This window comes from Blastococcus sp. SYSU DS1021 (assembly GCF_054050995.1).
Window position 1 is genome coordinate 21,295 of record NZ_JBJHAL010000031.1, and the last position, 16,365, is coordinate 37,659.

At 75.4% G+C, this 16,365-nt stretch carries 15 protein-coding genes and 1 tRNA gene; 7 read left to right on the top strand and 9 right to left on the bottom strand.

Annotated features, from left to right (window positions below; genetic code table 11):
• Positions 1–8 precede the first annotated feature (8 nt).
• Positions 9–665 carry a hypothetical protein gene (locus ACI8AP_RS18675; RefSeq protein ID WP_456590865.1) on the bottom strand — a complete coding sequence of 219 codons (657 nt, stop codon included), beginning with the start codon at positions 663–665 and terminating at the stop codon, positions 9–11.
• Positions 666–874: 209 nt separating this feature from the next.
• Between ACI8AP_RS18675 and corA the strand changes: the two genes are divergently transcribed.
• A complete protein-coding gene (gene corA, locus ACI8AP_RS18680; RefSeq protein WP_456590866.1) occupies positions 875–1,996 on the top strand; it encodes a magnesium/cobalt transporter CorA in 1,122 nt (373 codons plus the stop codon).
• Between the two features lie 37 nt (positions 1,997–2,033).
• Here corA and ACI8AP_RS18685 read toward each other — a convergent pair whose 3' ends face one another.
• Positions 2,034–2,867 carry an endonuclease domain-containing protein gene (locus ACI8AP_RS18685; protein WP_456590867.1) on the bottom strand — a complete coding sequence of 278 codons (834 nt, stop codon included), beginning with the start codon at positions 2,865–2,867 and terminating at the stop codon, positions 2,034–2,036.
• 179 nt (positions 2,868–3,046) lie between these two features.
• Positions 3,047–3,886, bottom strand: a complete 840-nt coding sequence (gene rsmI, locus ACI8AP_RS18690; RefSeq protein ID WP_456590868.1) for a 16S rRNA (cytidine(1402)-2'-O)-methyltransferase — start codon at positions 3,884–3,886, stop codon at positions 3,047–3,049.
• A 52-nt stretch (positions 3,887–3,938) separates the two neighbouring features.
• Here rsmI and ACI8AP_RS18695 point away from each other — a divergent pair, with 52 nt between their 5' ends.
• Together ACI8AP_RS18695 and ACI8AP_RS18700 are read left to right on the top strand one after the other, a co-directional pair.
• Positions 3,939–5,474, top strand: coding sequence for a dolichyl-phosphate-mannose--protein mannosyltransferase (locus ACI8AP_RS18695; RefSeq protein ID WP_456590869.1), 1,536 nt, complete (start codon positions 3,939–3,941; stop codon positions 5,472–5,474).
• Between the two features lie 175 nt (positions 5,475–5,649).
• Positions 5,650–6,522: an AfsA-related hotdog domain-containing protein gene (locus tag ACI8AP_RS18700; protein WP_456590870.1), complete on the top strand. Its 873-nt coding sequence runs from the start codon at positions 5,650–5,652 to the stop codon at positions 6,520–6,522.
• Position 6,523: 1 nt separating this feature from the next.
• On the opposite strand, the gene ACI8AP_RS18705 is transcribed toward ACI8AP_RS18700, so the two are convergent.
• The 6 genes from ACI8AP_RS18705 to galU all read right to left on the bottom strand — a co-directional run bounded on the left by ACI8AP_RS18705 (position 6,524) and on the right by galU (position 11,501).
• Positions 6,524–7,168, bottom strand: a complete 645-nt coding sequence (locus ACI8AP_RS18705; protein ID WP_456590871.1) for a ScbR family autoregulator-binding transcription factor — start codon at positions 7,166–7,168, stop codon at positions 6,524–6,526.
• Positions 7,169–7,307: 139 nt separating this feature from the next.
• Positions 7,308–7,381 (bottom strand) — tRNA-Ala (locus ACI8AP_RS18710).
• Between the two features lie 111 nt (positions 7,382–7,492).
• The gene (locus ACI8AP_RS18715) at positions 7,493–8,206 is read right to left on the bottom strand and encodes a hypothetical protein (protein WP_456590872.1); all 714 of its coding nucleotides are present in this window, start codon (positions 8,204–8,206) and stop codon (positions 7,493–7,495) included.
• Positions 8,207–8,395: 189 nt separating this feature from the next.
• Positions 8,396–9,028, bottom strand: a complete 633-nt coding sequence (locus ACI8AP_RS18720; RefSeq protein ID WP_456590873.1) for a GNAT family N-acetyltransferase — start codon at positions 9,026–9,028, stop codon at positions 8,396–8,398.
• A gap of 12 nt (positions 9,029–9,040) precedes the next feature.
• A complete protein-coding gene (gene glp / locus ACI8AP_RS18725) occupies positions 9,041–10,465 on the bottom strand; it encodes a molybdotransferase-like divisome protein Glp (protein ID WP_456590874.1) in 1,425 nt (474 codons plus the stop codon).
• Between the two features lie 115 nt (positions 10,466–10,580).
• Positions 10,581–11,501 (bottom strand): UTP--glucose-1-phosphate uridylyltransferase GalU, encoded by a 921-nt coding sequence (galU, locus tag ACI8AP_RS18730; RefSeq protein WP_456590875.1) that lies wholly within the window; start codon positions 11,499–11,501, stop codon positions 10,581–10,583.
• A gap of 27 nt (positions 11,502–11,528) precedes the next feature.
• On the opposite strand from galU, the gene ACI8AP_RS18735 reads away from it, so the two are divergent.
• The 4 genes from ACI8AP_RS18735 (at position 11,529) to ACI8AP_RS18750 (ending at position 16,308) form a co-directional block, all read left to right on the top strand.
• A complete protein-coding gene (locus ACI8AP_RS18735; RefSeq protein ID WP_456590876.1) occupies positions 11,529–12,119 on the top strand; it encodes a 5-formyltetrahydrofolate cyclo-ligase in 591 nt (196 codons plus the stop codon).
• A gap of 42 nt (positions 12,120–12,161) precedes the next feature.
• Positions 12,162–13,499 carry an SLC13 family permease gene (locus ACI8AP_RS18740; protein ID WP_456590877.1) on the top strand — a complete coding sequence of 446 codons (1,338 nt, stop codon included), beginning with the start codon at positions 12,162–12,164 and terminating at the stop codon, positions 13,497–13,499.
• 95 nt (positions 13,500–13,594) lie between these two features.
• Positions 13,595–14,782 carry a CaiB/BaiF CoA transferase family protein gene (locus ACI8AP_RS18745; RefSeq protein ID WP_456590878.1) on the top strand — a complete coding sequence of 396 codons (1,188 nt, stop codon included), beginning with the start codon at positions 13,595–13,597 and terminating at the stop codon, positions 14,780–14,782.
• Positions 14,779–16,308, top strand: coding sequence for a carboxyl transferase domain-containing protein (locus ACI8AP_RS18750; protein WP_456590879.1), 1,530 nt, complete (start codon positions 14,779–14,781; stop codon positions 16,306–16,308). The genes ACI8AP_RS18745 and ACI8AP_RS18750 overlap by 4 nt, the downstream gene beginning before the upstream one ends.
• Positions 16,309–16,365: the final 57 nt, after the last annotated feature.

Genomic DNA, 16,365 nt, shown 5'->3' on the forward strand with positions numbered 1-16,365 from the left:
ACGCCGGGTCAGGGCTGCGAGACGACGCTCGACGCGGGTCCCGCCGGCTCGACGTCGACCGGCTGGAGGACCGCGAGGCCGCCCAGCACGAGGGCGATGCACCCGAGGGTGAGCGCGCACAGCGACCGGTGGACGGTCACCGGATCGGGACGGCGCACGCGGACCCGCGGCCCCCGCAGCACCCAGGCCCGGGCGGTGGGCGCGTCCACGAGCAGCAGTTTCCCGATCGGTAGCGCGAAGGCGGCCGCGAACAGCAGCGGCAGCGGCAGCCCCCCGGTCAGCGCGGTCGGCAGCGGCAGCAGGACCGCCATGCCGCCCAGCACCGACACCGCGGCGAGCTCGACCACCGAGGTGACGACGAGCAGCTTCCGGTCGGAGCCCTCGATCAGCGCCGCCCCGGCACCGGCGGTGAGCACGATCCACCCGGCCAGCACGAACAGGGCGCCGGCCACGACCCAGCCGGCCGGGCGCACCGGGGTGGCGAGCACGGCATCGGCCCGGGTCAGGCCGACCGCGAGCAGGCCGACGGCCTCGAGGACGGCGAGCACCCCCGCCGCGAGCACCGGGACCGGGATCCGCCGCGCCGCGGCATCCGGCGCGGGCCGCGCCGCGTCGAGCTGCGGCGCCCGGGCGGCGGTGCGGACGTCGAGGACGGTGCTCGCCACGAGGAATCTCTCCCTGACCGGTCGGGGGTGTCCCCCGACTGGACGGTCGATCGCAGAGGTGGCTGGAGCACCGCCCGGGCCGGCTCCCCCTTTCGGGTGGGACCGCGGTCGCCGGGCCGCGCGCAGGACGGGCCGCGTGGGCCGGGTACCCCGTGCGCGCCTACGCTCCTACTCCCGGACGACGACCCGCGAGGAAGGCGGCACCCGCGATGAGCACCCGGGACCAGCACCCGGCCGCCCCCCGGGGGCCGGTCGTCGGCGCGACAGCGGCGACCCCGCCGACCCTGCGACCCCAGCCGGCCGGCCTCCCGCACGGTCGGCCCACCCGCCGCCCGGCCGACGGCGCGGTCGTCGACTGCGCCGTCTACGTGGACGGCCGGCGGCAGGAGGCCGTGGCCCCCGACGCCGCGCTGCGGATGGCCGAGGAGCGCGGCGGCTTCGTGTGGCTCGGCCTCTACGCACCGAGCGAGGAGGAGCTGGGAGCGATCGCCGAGCGGTACGACCTGCACCCGCTCGCGGTCGAGGACGCCGTCTACGCCCACCAGCGCCCGAAGCTGGAGCCCTACGACGACGCCCTGTTCATGGTGCTCAAGACCGCGACGTACGTGGAGCACGAGGAGCTCACCGCCACCAGCGAGGTCGTCGACACCGGCGAGGTGATGGTCTTCCTCGGCCCGCGGTACGTGATCACGGTGCGGCACGGGGAGCACGGCGGCCTCGCGCACCTGCGGCAGCGGCTCGAGGAGCAGCAGGAACTGCTGTGCCTGGGGCCGTCAGCGGTGCTGTACGCGGTCGCCGACCTCGTCGTCGACACGTTCGTGGAGGTGGCGGCCGCGGTCGAGGAGGACGTCGAGGAGCTGGAGGCGTCGGTCTTCAGCCCCGAGCGCACCGACGACATCGGCCGGCTGTACCAGCTCAAGCGGGAGCTGGTGTCACTGCGACGGGCGGTCTCCCCCCTGGAGGTCCCGCTGCAGAAGCTCGCCGAGCGGCCGGTCGACGTCGTTCCCGCGGCGATGCGCTCCTACTTCCGCGACGTGCTCGACCACGCCCTCCGGGTGCGGGACCAGGTCGGTGGCCTCGACGAACTGCTCACGTCCATCCTGCAGGCATCGCTCGCGCGGACGACCATGGCCGACAACGAGGACATGCGGAAGATCTCCGCCTACGCGGGCATCATCGCCGTCCCCACCGCGATCGCCGGCATCTACGGCATGAACTTCGACTACATGCCGGAGCTGCGCTGGCCGTGGGCCTACCCGGCCGTGCTGCTGCTGATCGCAACGGTCATCACGCTGCTGTACCGCGGCTTCAAGCGCAACGGCTGGCTGTAGCCGCCTCCCCGCGCCACGGAGTGTGCACTCGTCGGGGTCACCGGCGGCGCGGTACGCCCGGGAACTGCACAGCCGCGGCCAAGCGAGCGAGGAGCTCGGCCGGTCGGTGCAGGTCCGCGGCAGTCACGAAGACGACGCGCCAACCCGCCTCCTGGAGCCGGTTGAGTCGTCGGCGGTCCCGGGCGAACTGACCGGGCTCGCCGTGCCACGCCCCGTCGTACTCGAGAGCCACCATCAACTCGGGCCACGCGAAGTCGACTCGCGCTACGAAGCTCCCTCGATGACGGACTTCGTACTGGGCGACCGGCACGGGCAGCCCGCCGCGGACGACGAGCAGTCGCAGGCGGGTCTCCTGGGGTGACTCGGCGAGCCCGTCGGCCAGCGCGCACGCGCGTCGGGCCTGCGCCGCTCCCGGGCCGCATGCGACCGCTGCCCGCCGCCGCACCTCGGCCAGGTCGATCACCCGTGCCGCAGCCAGGCGGTCGAGCGCGATGACGGCGTCGTCCCCCGGCAGGGCGGCCGCCACCCGGACGGCGGTCGCCTCGGGACTCGTGACCCGCGCGCCGAGCCACCAGCGCACGTCCTCCCCCGCCAACGTCGCCCGGCGGACCCGGATCCCGGCGACCCGAACCGGCCGGTTCGACGGGGAGGCGGTCAGCTCCACGTCGTCATCGGGCCCGGCGAGATCCACGCCCCAGAGGACGGCCGCACTGCAGCCGGTCACGACGGCGTCCGGACGCACGAGCGTCGCGGCGGCCAGGACGCGCAGCTCGTGGTCGACCACGACGTCGCGGTGGACGTAGACATCGCGGAAGAGCCGGCGCCAGGCGCTGCTGCGGAGCTGGTCCGGTGTCAGCAGGCCTTGCGCCACCGCAGCACTGCCCCGGAAGGGGCCGCCGCGGAGAGGTCGGGGCTGCATCGGGGGCCGGGGCACCGCCGAACCGTGCCGGATGCGGCGACCTGCGGGTCGGGCCTGTCCACAGGCGCCGCCGATGTGCGCTTCTCGGTGCCTGTCGCCGCTGGGAGACCCCGATCAGCGCACAGTTGCGGTCAGGTGGCCTTGGCGGCGACCACGGCGTCGAAGACGGTGCGCTTGGGCAGGCCGGTGCGCTCCATGACCGCCCGGATGGCGTCCTTGCGGGTCGCGCCCGCGGCCTCCTCGGCGGCGACGGCGGCGGCGAGCTCCGGCCCGGTCAGCTCCACCGCCCGCTGCGGCGCACCCGCGATCACGAGCGTGATCTCCCCGCGCACCCCCTCGGCCGCCCAGCCGGCGAGCTCGCCGAGCCCACCGCGCCGCACCTCCTCGTACGTCTTGGTCAGCTCGCGGCAGACCGCCGCCGGCCGGTCCTCGCCGAGGACGGCGGCGGCGTCGGCCAGCGCGTCGGCCAGCCGGTGCGGCGACTCGAAGAACACCATCGTGCGGCGCTCGTCGGCCAGCGCGGTGAACGTCGAGCGCCGCTCCCCCGCCTTGCGCGGCAGGAAGCCCTCGAAGCAGAACCGGTCCACCGGCAGCCCGGAGACCGCCAGCGCGGTCGTCACCGCCGAGGGCCCGGGCACCGAGGTGACGGGGATCCCGGCGTCGATCGCCGCCCGCACGAGCGTGTACCCGGGGTCGGAGACCGACGGCATCCCGGCGTCGGTGAGCAGCAGCACCGTCGCGCCGGAGGCCAGCGCGTCCAGCAGGCCGGGCAGCCGCGCGCGCTCCACCGACTCGTGGAAGGTGACCACCCGGCCGGTGAGCGTGACCTCGAGGTCGGCGGCCAGGCGGTGCAGCCGGCGGGTGTCCTCGCACGCCAGCACGTCGGCCGTGGCCATCGCCGCCCGCAGGCGCGGGCCGACGTCACCGGGCTGCCCCAGGGGCGCCCCACCCAGCACCAGCCGTCCGCTCACCCGTCGAGCCTGTCACGACCGGACCGGTGGCTGCGCCACCTACCCTGACCGCATGGCGGTGCTGGCGCCCGGGCGGGCGGAGTCGGACCCGCAGGCGCCCCCGCAGCCGGCCACCCCCCGGGTGCGCCGCCCGCCGTCCCCCGCGCGCCGCCGCGACGTCGTCCCCCCGCTGCCGGACGACCGGTGGACGGCCTGGACGATCGCCGCCGTCCTCGGCGCGCTGGCGCTGACCCTGCGGCTCTGGGGCATCGGCTACCCCCGGGCGCTGGTCTTCGACGAGGCGTACTACCCACCCCAGGCGCGGGAGCTGCTCACCTGGGGCTTCGAGTACAACCGCGGCTACTCCTACATCGTCCACCCACCGCTGGGCAAGTGGCTGATCGCGCTGGGCGAGCAGGCCTTCGGCTACAACTCGTTCGGCTGGCGCTTCCCGTCCGCGGTGGCCGGCTCGATCGCCGTCGTCATCCTGTTCCGGCTGGCCCGGCGGCTCACCGGCTCGACCGTCGTCGGCCTGTTCGCCGGGGCGCTGCTGCTCGTCGACGGCCTCCAGTTCACGCTCTCGCGGATCGGGCTGCTCGACATCTTCCTGCAGCTCTTCGTGCTGGCCGCCGTCTCCTGCCTGGTCGTCGACCGGGACGTGGTCCGCGCCCGGGTGCGTGCGGCCGCGCCGGTCGGCCCCACCGGCTTCCGGCTGGGCCCGCGCGGGTGGCGGATCGCGGCCGGTGTCCTGTTCGGCTGCGCCTGCGCGGTCAAGTGGAGCGGGGTCTGGTTCCTGGCCTTCTTCGCCGTCCTGTCGCTGTTCTGGGACCGCGCGGCGTGGCGGGAGGCGGGGGCGCCCCGGCCCACGCGGACGGCGGCGCGCCGGGGGTTGCCCGGCGCGCTGTGGGCGCTGGCCGCCGTCCCGGTGCTCACCTACCTGGCCAGCTTCACCGGCTGGTTCCTCGGCGAGACCTCGCAGGGCAGGGCCTGGGCGCAGCAGCACCCGGACACCGCGTTCCCGTGGGTGCCGGACGCCCTGCGCTCGCTGTGGCACGAGCACGCCGAGTGGCTGCGCTTCCACAACGGCCTGTCCAGCCCGCACCCGTGGGAGTCCGGGCCCTGGTCGTGGCTGGTCACCGGCCGGCCGATCCTGCTGTGGAACCCCCAGGGCCTCGTCGACGCCGAGGGCGATCAGGTCATCCGGTACATCCTGATGCTCGGGACGCCGACGCTGTGGTTCCTCTTCGCCCCGGCGACGCTGTGGCTGCTCTGGCGGATCGTCGCCCGGCGGGACCCGGCCGCCCTCACCGTCGCCGTCGGGATCGCGGCGGGCTGGCTGACCTGGTTCGTGAACCTCGAGCGCACGATGTTCCTCTTCTACGCGGCCCCCGCGCTGCCGTTCTTCGTCCTCGCGGTCGCCCTGCTGCTCCAGGACGTCGTGGGCCGGCCGGGCGCCGACGAGTGGCGTCGGCGGGTGGGCCTGGCCACCGCCTGCGGGTACATCGCGATCGTCGTGGCCACCTTCGCGTTCTTCTGGCCGGTGCTGACCGGGCAGCCGCTCTCGCACAGCGAGTGGGTGCAGCGGATGTGGTTCCCCTCCTGGTACTGAGCGGCCCCGCCCGCGCCCGGTGCGCCCGTCCCACCGGTCCGGTGCGTACCGGAACGCCCCGTGCGGCCGGGTTCTGGCCGACACTCGACGCGACGCGCCGAGCCCGGCCGCAGCTCCCGAACCGGAGAACCCCATGACGCCGCCATCCGCACGACCCGCCCTGCACGATCCCGCCGTGGCGCCGCCCGGCGCCGGCTCCCCGACCTGGGTGCTCGTCGAGCAGGCGCTGGTGCACAAGACCGCGCCGGACGAGGTGCTGGCGACCGAGCTGGCGACCCTCGCGGGGGACCGGACCGCCGTGGCGGCGCGCTGGCCGGCGGCGCACGGCCGGTACGACCGGCGGGCCGGGACCGTGGGCCACCTGCTGCTGGTCGTCGAGACGATCCGCCAGGCCGGGCTGTGCCTGGCCCACCGTCGGCTGGACGTCCCGCTGGGCGAGCAGTTCGTGTTCCACCGCATCAGCACCCGGCTCGCCGCGCCGCTCGCCGAGCTCCGGGGAGCCGCCCCGGCCGGGACGGTGACCGTCGTCCAGCCCACCGTCCGGCTGCGGGCGGGCCGCCCGTCGGGCGCGTCGCTGCGGGCCGAGATCTGGCACGGGGCGCAGCTCTGGGCGACCGCCGACGCCGACTACTCGTGGCTGCCGCCGGCTGTCTACGCGCGGCTGCGGGCCCTCGGCCGGGACCGCGGCGCCGGCGGCGGGACACTGGTGCCCAGGCCGCGGGACGCCGGCGAGGGCGACGGCCTCGCCCACCGCTCCCGGGTCGCCGTCGACCTCACCGACCCGACCTACTTCGACCACCCGGTCGACCACCTGCCGGGGGTGCTCCTCGTCGGCGCGGCGCTGGCCGCGGTCACGGACCGCCCCGATCTGCCCGGAGCCGCCACCCGGCTGGCCGGCCTGGACCTCGCCTTCGACCGGTTCGCCGAGCTCGACCGGCCGACCTGGGTGCGCACGGACGCCGGCAGCGGGCGATCGAACGGCGTGCCCGTGCAGCTGGGGCAGGACGACGACGTCGTCGCCCGGGGGCGGGTGTTCCTCGGCGGCTAGCTCAGGCGAGGGGCTCGGGGCGCAGCTGCGGGAGGATCAGCGCCCAGAAGGAGTCGAGCCGCGACTCCAGGTCGCGTCGAGCGCTCAGCTCCTGGGAGACCTGCTGCATCCCGAAGAAGCTGGCGACGATGACCTGGGCGGTGCCCACCGGGTCGGCCCGGTGGCTGATCTGCCCCCGCTCCTGGCCCTGGGTGATCAGCTGGGTGAGCGCGTGCTGCCAGCCGACGTAGGGCTGGGGCAGCTTCGCCAGCGCCTCCGGCGGCAGCTCGGCCATCAGCCGCTTGGAGGCGCGGGTGACCGGATCGGTCGCGAACTGGCGGCCGGCCACGTACGTGACCGCGACGAGGGCGTCGAGCGCGTCGTCGTGGGAGTCCAGGACGCCGCGCAGCATGACCGGCCACGTCTCGAACATCTGGTGGACGACCGCGACCGCCACGCTCTCCTTGGACTCGAAGTGCCAGTAGAGCGCCCCCTTGGTCATGCCGGTGCCGGCGACGATGTCGCTCAGCGAGGTGGCGGCGTAGCCGCGCTCGCCGAACTCGCGGGCGGCGACGTCGATGATCAGCTGCCGGGTGGCGGCGCTGTCACTGGCCCGCCCCCGCGCGCGCCGCGGGGCGGGTGAGGCCCCGACCGGTGACCGAACCATGGAACCGCCTCCCGTGGGGACGCCGTGGCCCCGTGTCGCGGGGCAGCCTAGCGGTCGGGAGCGGCCGATCGACCCTCCGACGCAACGACGACGGCGCCGCCGGGGGAAGAACCCCCGACGGCGCCGGTCCGTCGTCCGGTGGAGCTGAGGGGATTTGAACCCCTGACCCCCTCGATGCGAACGAGGTGCGCTACCGGTCTGCGCCACAGCCCCTTGCGCGGGAAAGACTACCGCCCGCTTCGCCCGGCCCCGCCACCGGGGCGGGGCCGGGCCCCTGCACGGTCCCGCCGCGAGCGTGCGCGCGGTGGGGGCAGGGGGTGTCTCTCAGCCGTTGGCCGCCCGGGCCGGGCGGTACTCGTCGATGTCGGCGAAACCGATGTCGTCGTCGTCCAGCCCGACGACGGCGCTGTTCTGCCATCCCATGGGCGCCGGCGTCCGCGCGGCCACCACGCGACCAGGCCGCAGGGCGTGCACCGGGGCCAGCGGGATGCTGGGGTGCGACAGGGCCGGCAGCGCCTCCTGGGCGACCGTCTCGTGCACCTCCGGCGACGTGCGCTGGACCGGCGCCGGAGCGGGCCGGGCGGCCGGGCGCGCCGGGCGCGCCGGTGCGCGGAGGGTCTGGCGCGCCGCCGCCCGGGCGGCGCGACGCGCGGCGAGCCGCTCGCGCCGGGCCACCTTGCGCAGCACCAGCACGTACCCGACGGTCGCGGCGGTGGCGACCGCCTGCAGGATCCACAGCCACGGCGTGACCAGCAGGGCGCCGGCCAGCGACGCGAGGGTGAGCAGCACCAGACCGCCCAGCACCCGGCGGCGCACCGCGTGCACGTCCACCTTGAGCTCGCCGGTGGTGCGCAGGACCTCGCGGTCGATCGACACCCGCTCGGTCGCCGCGTGCCGCACGGCGTCGGCCGCGCGACGCCGCTGCAGGGTCCGCCCCGAGTCAGCAGGCTCGCCCCGGCCCTCCTGCGCGTCGCCGCGGGTCACCACCATGGGCACCAGCACGACGAACCACAGCACGACCAGAGCTGCCAGAAGCACACCCGATCCCATACGACACCACCTGTCACATCAGTCACTCGCCAGGCGAGGCTAAGCAGGGACGGCACCGGGAACCGGGAGGCGCGCGGGCGTGTCGCTGATGTGTTGTGGGACCGGTGTGACGGGAGACGGCGTGTCCGCCGCGCACGGCCCCGCGACGGCGACCACCCGTGCTATGCCGCGAGTCGATCAGTCGACGGGTCGACCCGGCCCCGACCGCTGCCAGCGGTCGAGCACTCCCCGCGGGAGATCCTCGGCGAGCAGCGCGTAGCCCAGGTGGTCCCGCCAGTCGCCGTCGATGTCGAGGTAGCGGCGCAGCAGCCCCTCCTGCTGGAAGCCGAGCCGCTCCACCAGCCGCCGGCTGGGCAGGTTCTCCGGCCGGATGTCGGCCTGGAGCCGGTGCAGACCGGCCGGACCGAACGCGTGGTCGCACACCAGGGCCACGGCCAGCGAGGCGACCCCGCGACCGGCCACCGAGCGGTCGATCCAGTAGCCGAGGTACCCGGCCCGCAGCGCCCCGCGCACGATGTTGTCCACGGTCACCTGCCCGGCCAGCCGACCCTCGACCCGGACCACGAACGGCAGCGCGGTGCCCAGCCGAGCCCGTCGGGCCATCACCCGCCGCATCGCCCGGTACGCCCCCGGTGTGTGCCGGGCCCGCCACGAGACGGCGGCGGTCGGCTCCCAGGGGCGCAGCCAGTCCTCGTTGGCCAGCCGCACCCGGCTCCACTCCGCCGCGTCCCCGCGGCGCGGTGGGTGCAGCTCCACCGGTCCCCAGGCGAGCCGGGCGGGCCAGCCGGGGTGCAGCAGCGGATCGGTCACGGCGGGCTCGGGTCAGCCGCCGAGCAGCAGCGGCATGACCGTGACCAGCCCGCCGGCGGCCACCTCGGTGACGTCCTCGTCGATGACGATGAGGCAGTTCGCCCGGGCCATCCGCGCCAGCAGGGCGTCGGTGGCCTCGCCCACCGGCTCGACGACGTAGCCGCCGTCGGGGTGGCGCATCACCGTGCCGTGCAGGTACTGGCGGTACCCGAGCGGGGAGAGCAGCTGCTGCCCGGAGATCGCCTGCACCGTGCGCCGGAACAGCTGCCGCTTGCCCAGCATCAGGCGGATGGCGGGGCGCACGAAGACCTCGAAGGAGACCAGGGCGGCGACCGGCTCCCCCGGCACGCAGATGACCGGCACCTGGTCGCGCCCCAGCCGGCCGAAGCCCTGCGCGGGACCGGGGTGCATCGCCACCTGGCGGAAGCGCATCTCGCCCAGGCCGGCCAGCGCCTCCTGCACCATGTCGAACCCGCCACCGGCGAAGGTGCCGGCGATCAGCACCAGGTCGCTGCGCAGCAGCTGGCTCTCGAGCACCTCGGCCAGGCGCCGCTGCTCCCCGGGGAGGATGCCCCAGCGGTAGGCGTCGGCGCCGGCGTCCCGGGCGGCGGCCGCCAGGGCGTAGCTGTTGACGTCGACCACCTGCCCCGGGGTGAGAGGGGAGGTGATGTCCACCAGCTCCGGGCCGGCACTGAGCACCGCCACGCGCGGCCGGGGCCGCACGAGGACGCGGTCCCGCCCGACGGCGGCCAGCAGGCTGATCTGCGCCGGCCCGATCGGGGTGCCGACGTGCACGGCCGGATCCCCCGGGTCGACGTCGTCGCCGGTGCGGCGCACGTAGCTGCCCACCGGCGGCGCGGCCTGGACGGCGACCCGCGCCGCACCGTTGTCGGTCCACACCGCCGGGACGACGACGTCGGCACCGGTCGGGAGCATCGCGCCCGCGGCGACCCGCATGGCCAGCCCGGGGCCGATCGACGACGGCGCGCTGGCACCGGCCACGCTCTCCCCCACGACGGGCAGCTCGACCGGCTGCGCCACCGTGGCCCCGGCGACGTCCTCCGCGCGGGCCGCGTAGCCGTCGAGCGCGGCCTGGTCGAAGGCCGGCAGCGCCCGCTGGCTGACCACGTCCTCGGCGCAGAGCAGCCCCTGGGCGTCGAGGACGGCCAGCTCGATCGGGTCCGGCTGCGGCACCGCGGCGAGGATCTCGTCGAGGTGCCGCTCGACGGTGCGCACGTGCGGGGAGACGTCCGAGCGGCCGTCGGCCGGCAGCGGCACCGGGCCGGTGAGGGCGCGCTGCGCCGGCACCTGGTCGACCGGGGCTACGACCGGACCGGTCCGCCGGGGTGGGGCCATGGGCATGTCGACCTGGGCGGTGTCCCGGTGGCCCCGGAACTCCCCGCCCCCGTTGCTGTCGTCGTCGCTCTGCCCGGACATCCCCACCACCGTCGTCCCGCCGTGCCGTCTGCCGACACCGGCCCGTGCGGCAGCGCCGGACCCGGACGGGTCCGGCGCGGGGCCGCGGGTCCGATCGTGCCCTCGTGGGCGCCGGTCAGGACGACGACGCGCCCTCGGCGGGCAGCTCCGTGACGAAGTCGCGCAGCCAGCCGCGCAGCGACGGGCCCAGGTCGTCCCGCTCGACGGCCAGCCGGATGACCGCCTTGAGGTAGTCGAGCTTGTCACCGGTGTCGTACCGCCGGCCGCCGAAGACCACGCCGTGGACGGGTGCGCCGCGCTCGACGAGGGTGGCCAGCGCATCGGTCAGCTGGATCTCGCCGCCGCGGCCGGGCGGGGTCTCGCGCAGCACGTCGAAGATCTCCGGCGCCAGCACGTAGCGCCCGATGATGGCCAGGCTGCTGGGGGCCTCGTCGACCGGCGGCTTCTCGACCAGGCCGGTGACGGCGACGACGTCGCCGCCGTCGGCGGTCGGCTCGACCGCCACGGCGCCGTACTTGTCGATGTTCTCCCGGCCGACGTCGAGCAGGGCGATCACCGAGCCGCCGTGCTCGGCCTGGACGGCCAGCATCTGCTCGAGCAGGTGGTCGCGGGCGTCGATCAGGTCGTCGCCCAGCAGCACGGCGAACGGCTCGTCCCCGACGAAGGCGGCCGCCTGGAGCACCGCGTGACCGAGCCCGCGCGCCTCGCCCTGCCGGACGAAGTGCACCTGCGCGACCTCGGTGGACTCGTGCACGGCCGCGAGGCGCCCGGCGTCGCCCTTCTTCTCCAGGGCGGCCTCGAGCTCGGGGGTGCGGTCGAAGAAGTCCTCGATGGCGGCCTTGTTGCGGCCGGTGACCATGAGCACCTCGGGCAGGCCGGCCCGGGCCGCCTCCTCGACGATGTACTGGAGGGCCGGCCGGTCGACGACCGGCAGCAGCTCCTTGGGGACGGCCTTGGTGGCCGGCAGGAAGCGAGTGCCCATTCCTGCGACGGGGATGACCGCCTTCCGGGCCGTACGGGTCTGGGGCATCGACATGCTCCGCAGCCTAGCTAGCCTGCGCGGATGGGCACGTCGGCAGAGTGGGGCGCGGCCAAGGCCGCGCTCCGCGCGGAGCTGCTGGGACGGCGCGCGTCCCGCCCGGCGCGTGAGCGCGCGGCGGCCGCCCGGACGGTCGCCGCGACGCTCGCCGGGCGGCTGGCCGGCGTCCCCACGGTCGCCGCGTTCGTGCCCGACGCGACCGAGCCCGGGCACGGCCACCTCCCGGCGGCGCTCGCCGACGGGGCCCGCCTGCTGCTCCCGGTCGTACCCGCCCACGGCCGGGAGCTGGACTGGGCGGAGCACTCCGGGGAGCTGGTGCCCGGGCGGTTCGGTCTGCTCGAACCGGCCGGGCCGCGACTGGGCCCGGCCGCGCTCGCGGCGGCCGGCGCCGTCGTCGTCCCGGCGACGGCGGTGGCCCGGGACGGGACGCGGCTGGGCCGCGGCGGCGGCTACTACGACCGCGCCCTGCGGCACGCCCGGCCGGAGGCGGTGCTGGTCGCGGTCGTCTTCGACGACGAGCTCGTCGACCGGTTGCCGAGGGAGCCGCACGACGTGCGGGTGACGGCGGTGGTGACGCCGTCGGGCGGATGGCAGGCGCTACCGGCGGGTCACTGACACAGTGGGCGCACCCCAGCCCCCGACGCCGTGGGAGTGCCCGTGTCGACCGAGATCGTCACCATCCTCGCGCTGGTCGTGATCTTCGCGATCGCGACGTTCCTGCCGATCAACATGGGGGCGCTGGCGTTCGTCGCCGCGTTCGTCGTCGGCACGCTGTCGGTGGGGCTGAGCACCGACGACATCATCAGCGGGTTCCCGGCCGGGCTCGTGCTGACGCTGATCGGCGTCACGTACCTGTTCGCGATCGCGCAGAACAACGGCACCGTGGACCTGCTGGTCCGCGGCGCGGTGAGGATGGTCGGCGGCCACGTCGCCGCCATCCCGTGGGTCATGTTCTTCGTGACCGCGGTGCTGACCGCCATCGGGGCGCTCTCCCCGGCCGCGGTGGCGATCATCGCGCCGATCGCGCTCACCTTCGCCGCGCGGCACGACATCAGCCCGCTCCTGATGGGGATGATGGTCATCCACGGCGCCCAGGGCGGCGGCTTCTCCCCCATCAGCGTCTACGGCGTCACCGTGAACCGGATCGTGGCCGACGAGGGGTTGCCCAGCAGCCCGGTGGCGGTCTTCCTCGGTGCGCTCTTCTTCAACATCGCCATCGCGCTGGCCCTGTTCTTCGTCCTTGGCGGCCGGCAGCTGCTCGGGCGGAAGGTGGCCGCCGAGCCGCTCGCGCACACCGAGCACGCGCACGGCACGCTGGTCCGCGGCCACGGTGCGGCGCCCGGCCCCGCCGTCGGTGGGGACGACGACGAGCACATCCACCCCGACCGGCCGGCGCCCGTCCGCTTCGAGCAGATCCTGACGCTCATCGGGCTGGTCGTCGTCGCCGTCCTGGCGCTCGCCTTCGACCTGGACATCGGCTTCGTCGCGATCACGGTCGCCGTCGTCCTGGCGCTGTTCTCCGCGCAGCAGCACAAGGGCGCGGTGACCCAGATCAGCTGGTCGACCATCCTGCTGATCGCCGGTGTGCTGACCTTCGTGTTCGTGCTGGAGGAGGCCGGCACCATCGACTACGTCGGCGACGCGGTCATCGGGCTCGGCGTACCGCTGCTGATCGCCCTGCTGCTGGCGTACATCGGCGGCGTGGTGTCGGCGTTCGCCTCGTCGACGGCGATCATCGGCGTCGCCATCCTGCTCGCCGTGCCGTTCCTGGAGGCCGGTGACATCAGCGCCATCGGTGTCGTGGTCGCCCTGTCCGTGGCCTCGACGATCGTCGACGTGAGCCCGTTCTCGACGAACGGCGCGCTGGTGCTGGCCAACGCCCAGGACGTCGACCGCGACCGCTTCTACAAGCAGATCCTGGCCTACGCGGCCATCGTCGTGGCCGTCGGACCGCTGCTGTCGTGGCTGGTGTTCGTCGTCCCCGGCTGGCTGTGACCCCCTGCGCAGGACCTTTGCCAGAAATACCTCAGCGCTGAGACACTTCTGGGACGCGGCCGCCGCGGCCGCGCCCCCGAGCGAGGGAGCACATCATGCCCGGACCGCTGGACGGCGTCCTCGTCGTCGACCTGACCCGAGCCCTCGCCGGGCCGCACGCCGCGATGATGCTGGGCGACCTCGGTGCCCGCGTCATCAAGGTGGAGACCCCGGGCACGGGGGACGACACCCGTGGCTGGGGGCCGCCGTTCGTGGAGCCCGACTCCGGCGAGCGCGAGTCGACCTACTTCCTGGCGGCCAACCGCAACAAGGAGTCGATCACCCTCGACCTCAAGGACGAGGCGGACAAGACGGTGCTGACCGGGCTGCTCCAGCGCGCCGACGTGCTGCTGGAGAACTTCCGCCCGGGCACGCTGGCGCGGCTGGGCTTCGGTACCGACGTGCTGGCCGAGCTCAACCCGAGGCTGGTGACGCTGGCGATCAGCGGGTTCGGCCACGACGGCCCGGAGGGCGGCCGGGCGGGCTACGACCAGATCGCCCAGGGCGAGGCCGGGCTGATGTCGCTCACCGGCCCCGGGCCCGACGAGCCGCAGCGGGTCGGCGTCCCGATCGGCGACCTGCTGGCCGGCATGTACGGCGCCTACGGCGTCCTCGCCGCGCTGATCGAGCGGGGGCGGACGGGTCGCGGTCAGGTGGTGCGCACGTCGCTGCTGGCCGCGATCGTCGGCGTGCACGCCTTCCAGGGGACGGCGTGGACGGTGGCCGGGCAGGTCGGGCGCGCGCAGGGCAACCACCACCCCTCCATCGCGCCCTACGGCCTGTTCCGCTGCGCCGGGGGCAGCGTGCAGCTCTCCTGCGGCAGCGAGTCGCTGTGGCGCAAGCTGTGCACCGAGTTCGGCCTGGACGCCGAGGCCCCGGGCCTGGCCACCAACGGCGAGCGGGTGCAGCGCCGCGACCAGGTGATCGCGCTGCTGGAGGAGGCCTTCGCCGCCATCTCCCCCGAGGACCTGCTCGCCCGGCTGGCCGCGGCCGGGATCCCCGCCGGCAAGGTGCGCACGATCGACGAGGTCTACGGCTGGGACCAGACCCTCTCGCAGGGTCTGGTGATCGACGTCGAGCACGCCACGCTGGGCGACCTCCGGCTGCCCGGGCCGCCGCTGCGCTTCTTCTCGGCCGGACCGGACGGCGAGACCGAGACCACGCGGCGCGACCACACCGCTCCCCCGGTGCTGGGCGCCGACGGCGACGCGATCCGCGCCTGGCTGAACGGTCCGGTGGCGTGACCGGCGGGACAGCCCGCCCGGACGCCCGGACCCTGCGCGACCTGGTGCTCGACCCCGGGTCGTGGCAGTCGTGGGACTCCCCCATCCCGCCCCGCGACGTCGCCGAGGGCTACGCCGCGGAGCTCGCCCGGGCCGCCGAGAAGAGCCGGCAGGACGAGTCGGTCATCACCGGGGAGGGACGGCTGCGCGGCCGCCGCGTCGCCGTCGTCGCCGGGGAGTTCGGGTTCCTGGCCGGGTCGATCGGGGTCGCCGCCGCCGAGCGGCTGATCGCGGCGGTGGAGCGGGCGACCGAGGAGGGGCTGCCGCTGCTGGCGGCGCCGGTCTCCGGGGGCACCCGCATGCAGGAGGGCACGGTCGCCTTCCTGCAGATGATCGGCATCACCGCCGCCATCGCCCGGCACAAGGAGGCGGGGCTGCCCTACCTGGTCTACCTGCGCCACCCCACCTTCGGCGGGGTGCTGGCCTCGTGGGGGTCGCTCGGCCACGTGACGATCGCCGAGCCCGGCGCCTCGATCGGCTTCCTCGGCCCCCGGGTGTTCGAGGCGCTGTACGGCGAGCCGTTCCCGGCCGACGTCCAGACCGCCGAGAACCTGGCCGAGCACGGCCTGATCGACGCCGTCGTCCCGCCCGAGCAGATCGCCGAGGTCGCCGACCGCGCGCTGCGCGTGCTCTCGGCCCGGCAGACCTGGCACGTCGACGTCCGGGACGCCGAACGCCCGACGCCGGCGGACGGGACGGACGCCGACGACCCCGAGGACCACCGCACCGCCTGGGACGTCGTGACGGCATCCCGGCGCGAGGACCGCCCCGGTGTCCGCCGGCTGCTGCGCACCGCGGCCACCGACGTCGTCGGGCTCTCCGGCACGGGTGCCGGCGAGAAGGACCCCGGCCTGCTGCTGGCGCTGGCCCGCTTCGGCGGGGCCCCGTGCGTGGTGCTGGGGCAGGACCGGCGCGGGCAGTCGATGTCGGCGCCGCTGGGCCCGGCGGCGCTGCGGGAGGCCCGCCGCGGCATGCACCTGGCCGAGCAGCTCCGGCTGCCGCTGGTCACGCTGATCGACACCCCCGGCGCCGCGCTCTCCCGCGACGCCGAGGAGGGCGGGCTCGCCGGGGAGATCGCCCGCTGCCTGCACGACCTCGTCGTCCTGAAGGCACCCACCCTGGCCGTGCTCCTCGGCCAGGGCACCGGCGGTGGGGCGCTCGCGCTGGTGCCTGCCGACCGGGTGCTGGCCGCGGCCAACGGCTGGCTCGGCCCGCTGCCGCCCGAGGGCGCGTCGGCGATCGTGCACCGCACCGTGGACCGGGCCGACGAGATGGCCGCGGCCCAGGGCGTGCGCGCCACGGACCTGTGGCGGGCGGGGATCGTCGACCGGGTGGTGCCCGAGCGACCCGACGCCGCGGACGAGCCGACCGAGTTCTGCCTGCGGCTGGGCCGGGTGCTGGGCGAGGAGCTGGCCGGGCTGCTCGGCCGCGACGACACCGAGCGCTTCCGGACGCGGCTGCACCGCTACCGCCACCTCGGCCGCTGAAAGAGGACCCCTCCTCCCCACCCCTCGCACGCTCGGGGCGGTGCCCTGGAGGGGGCC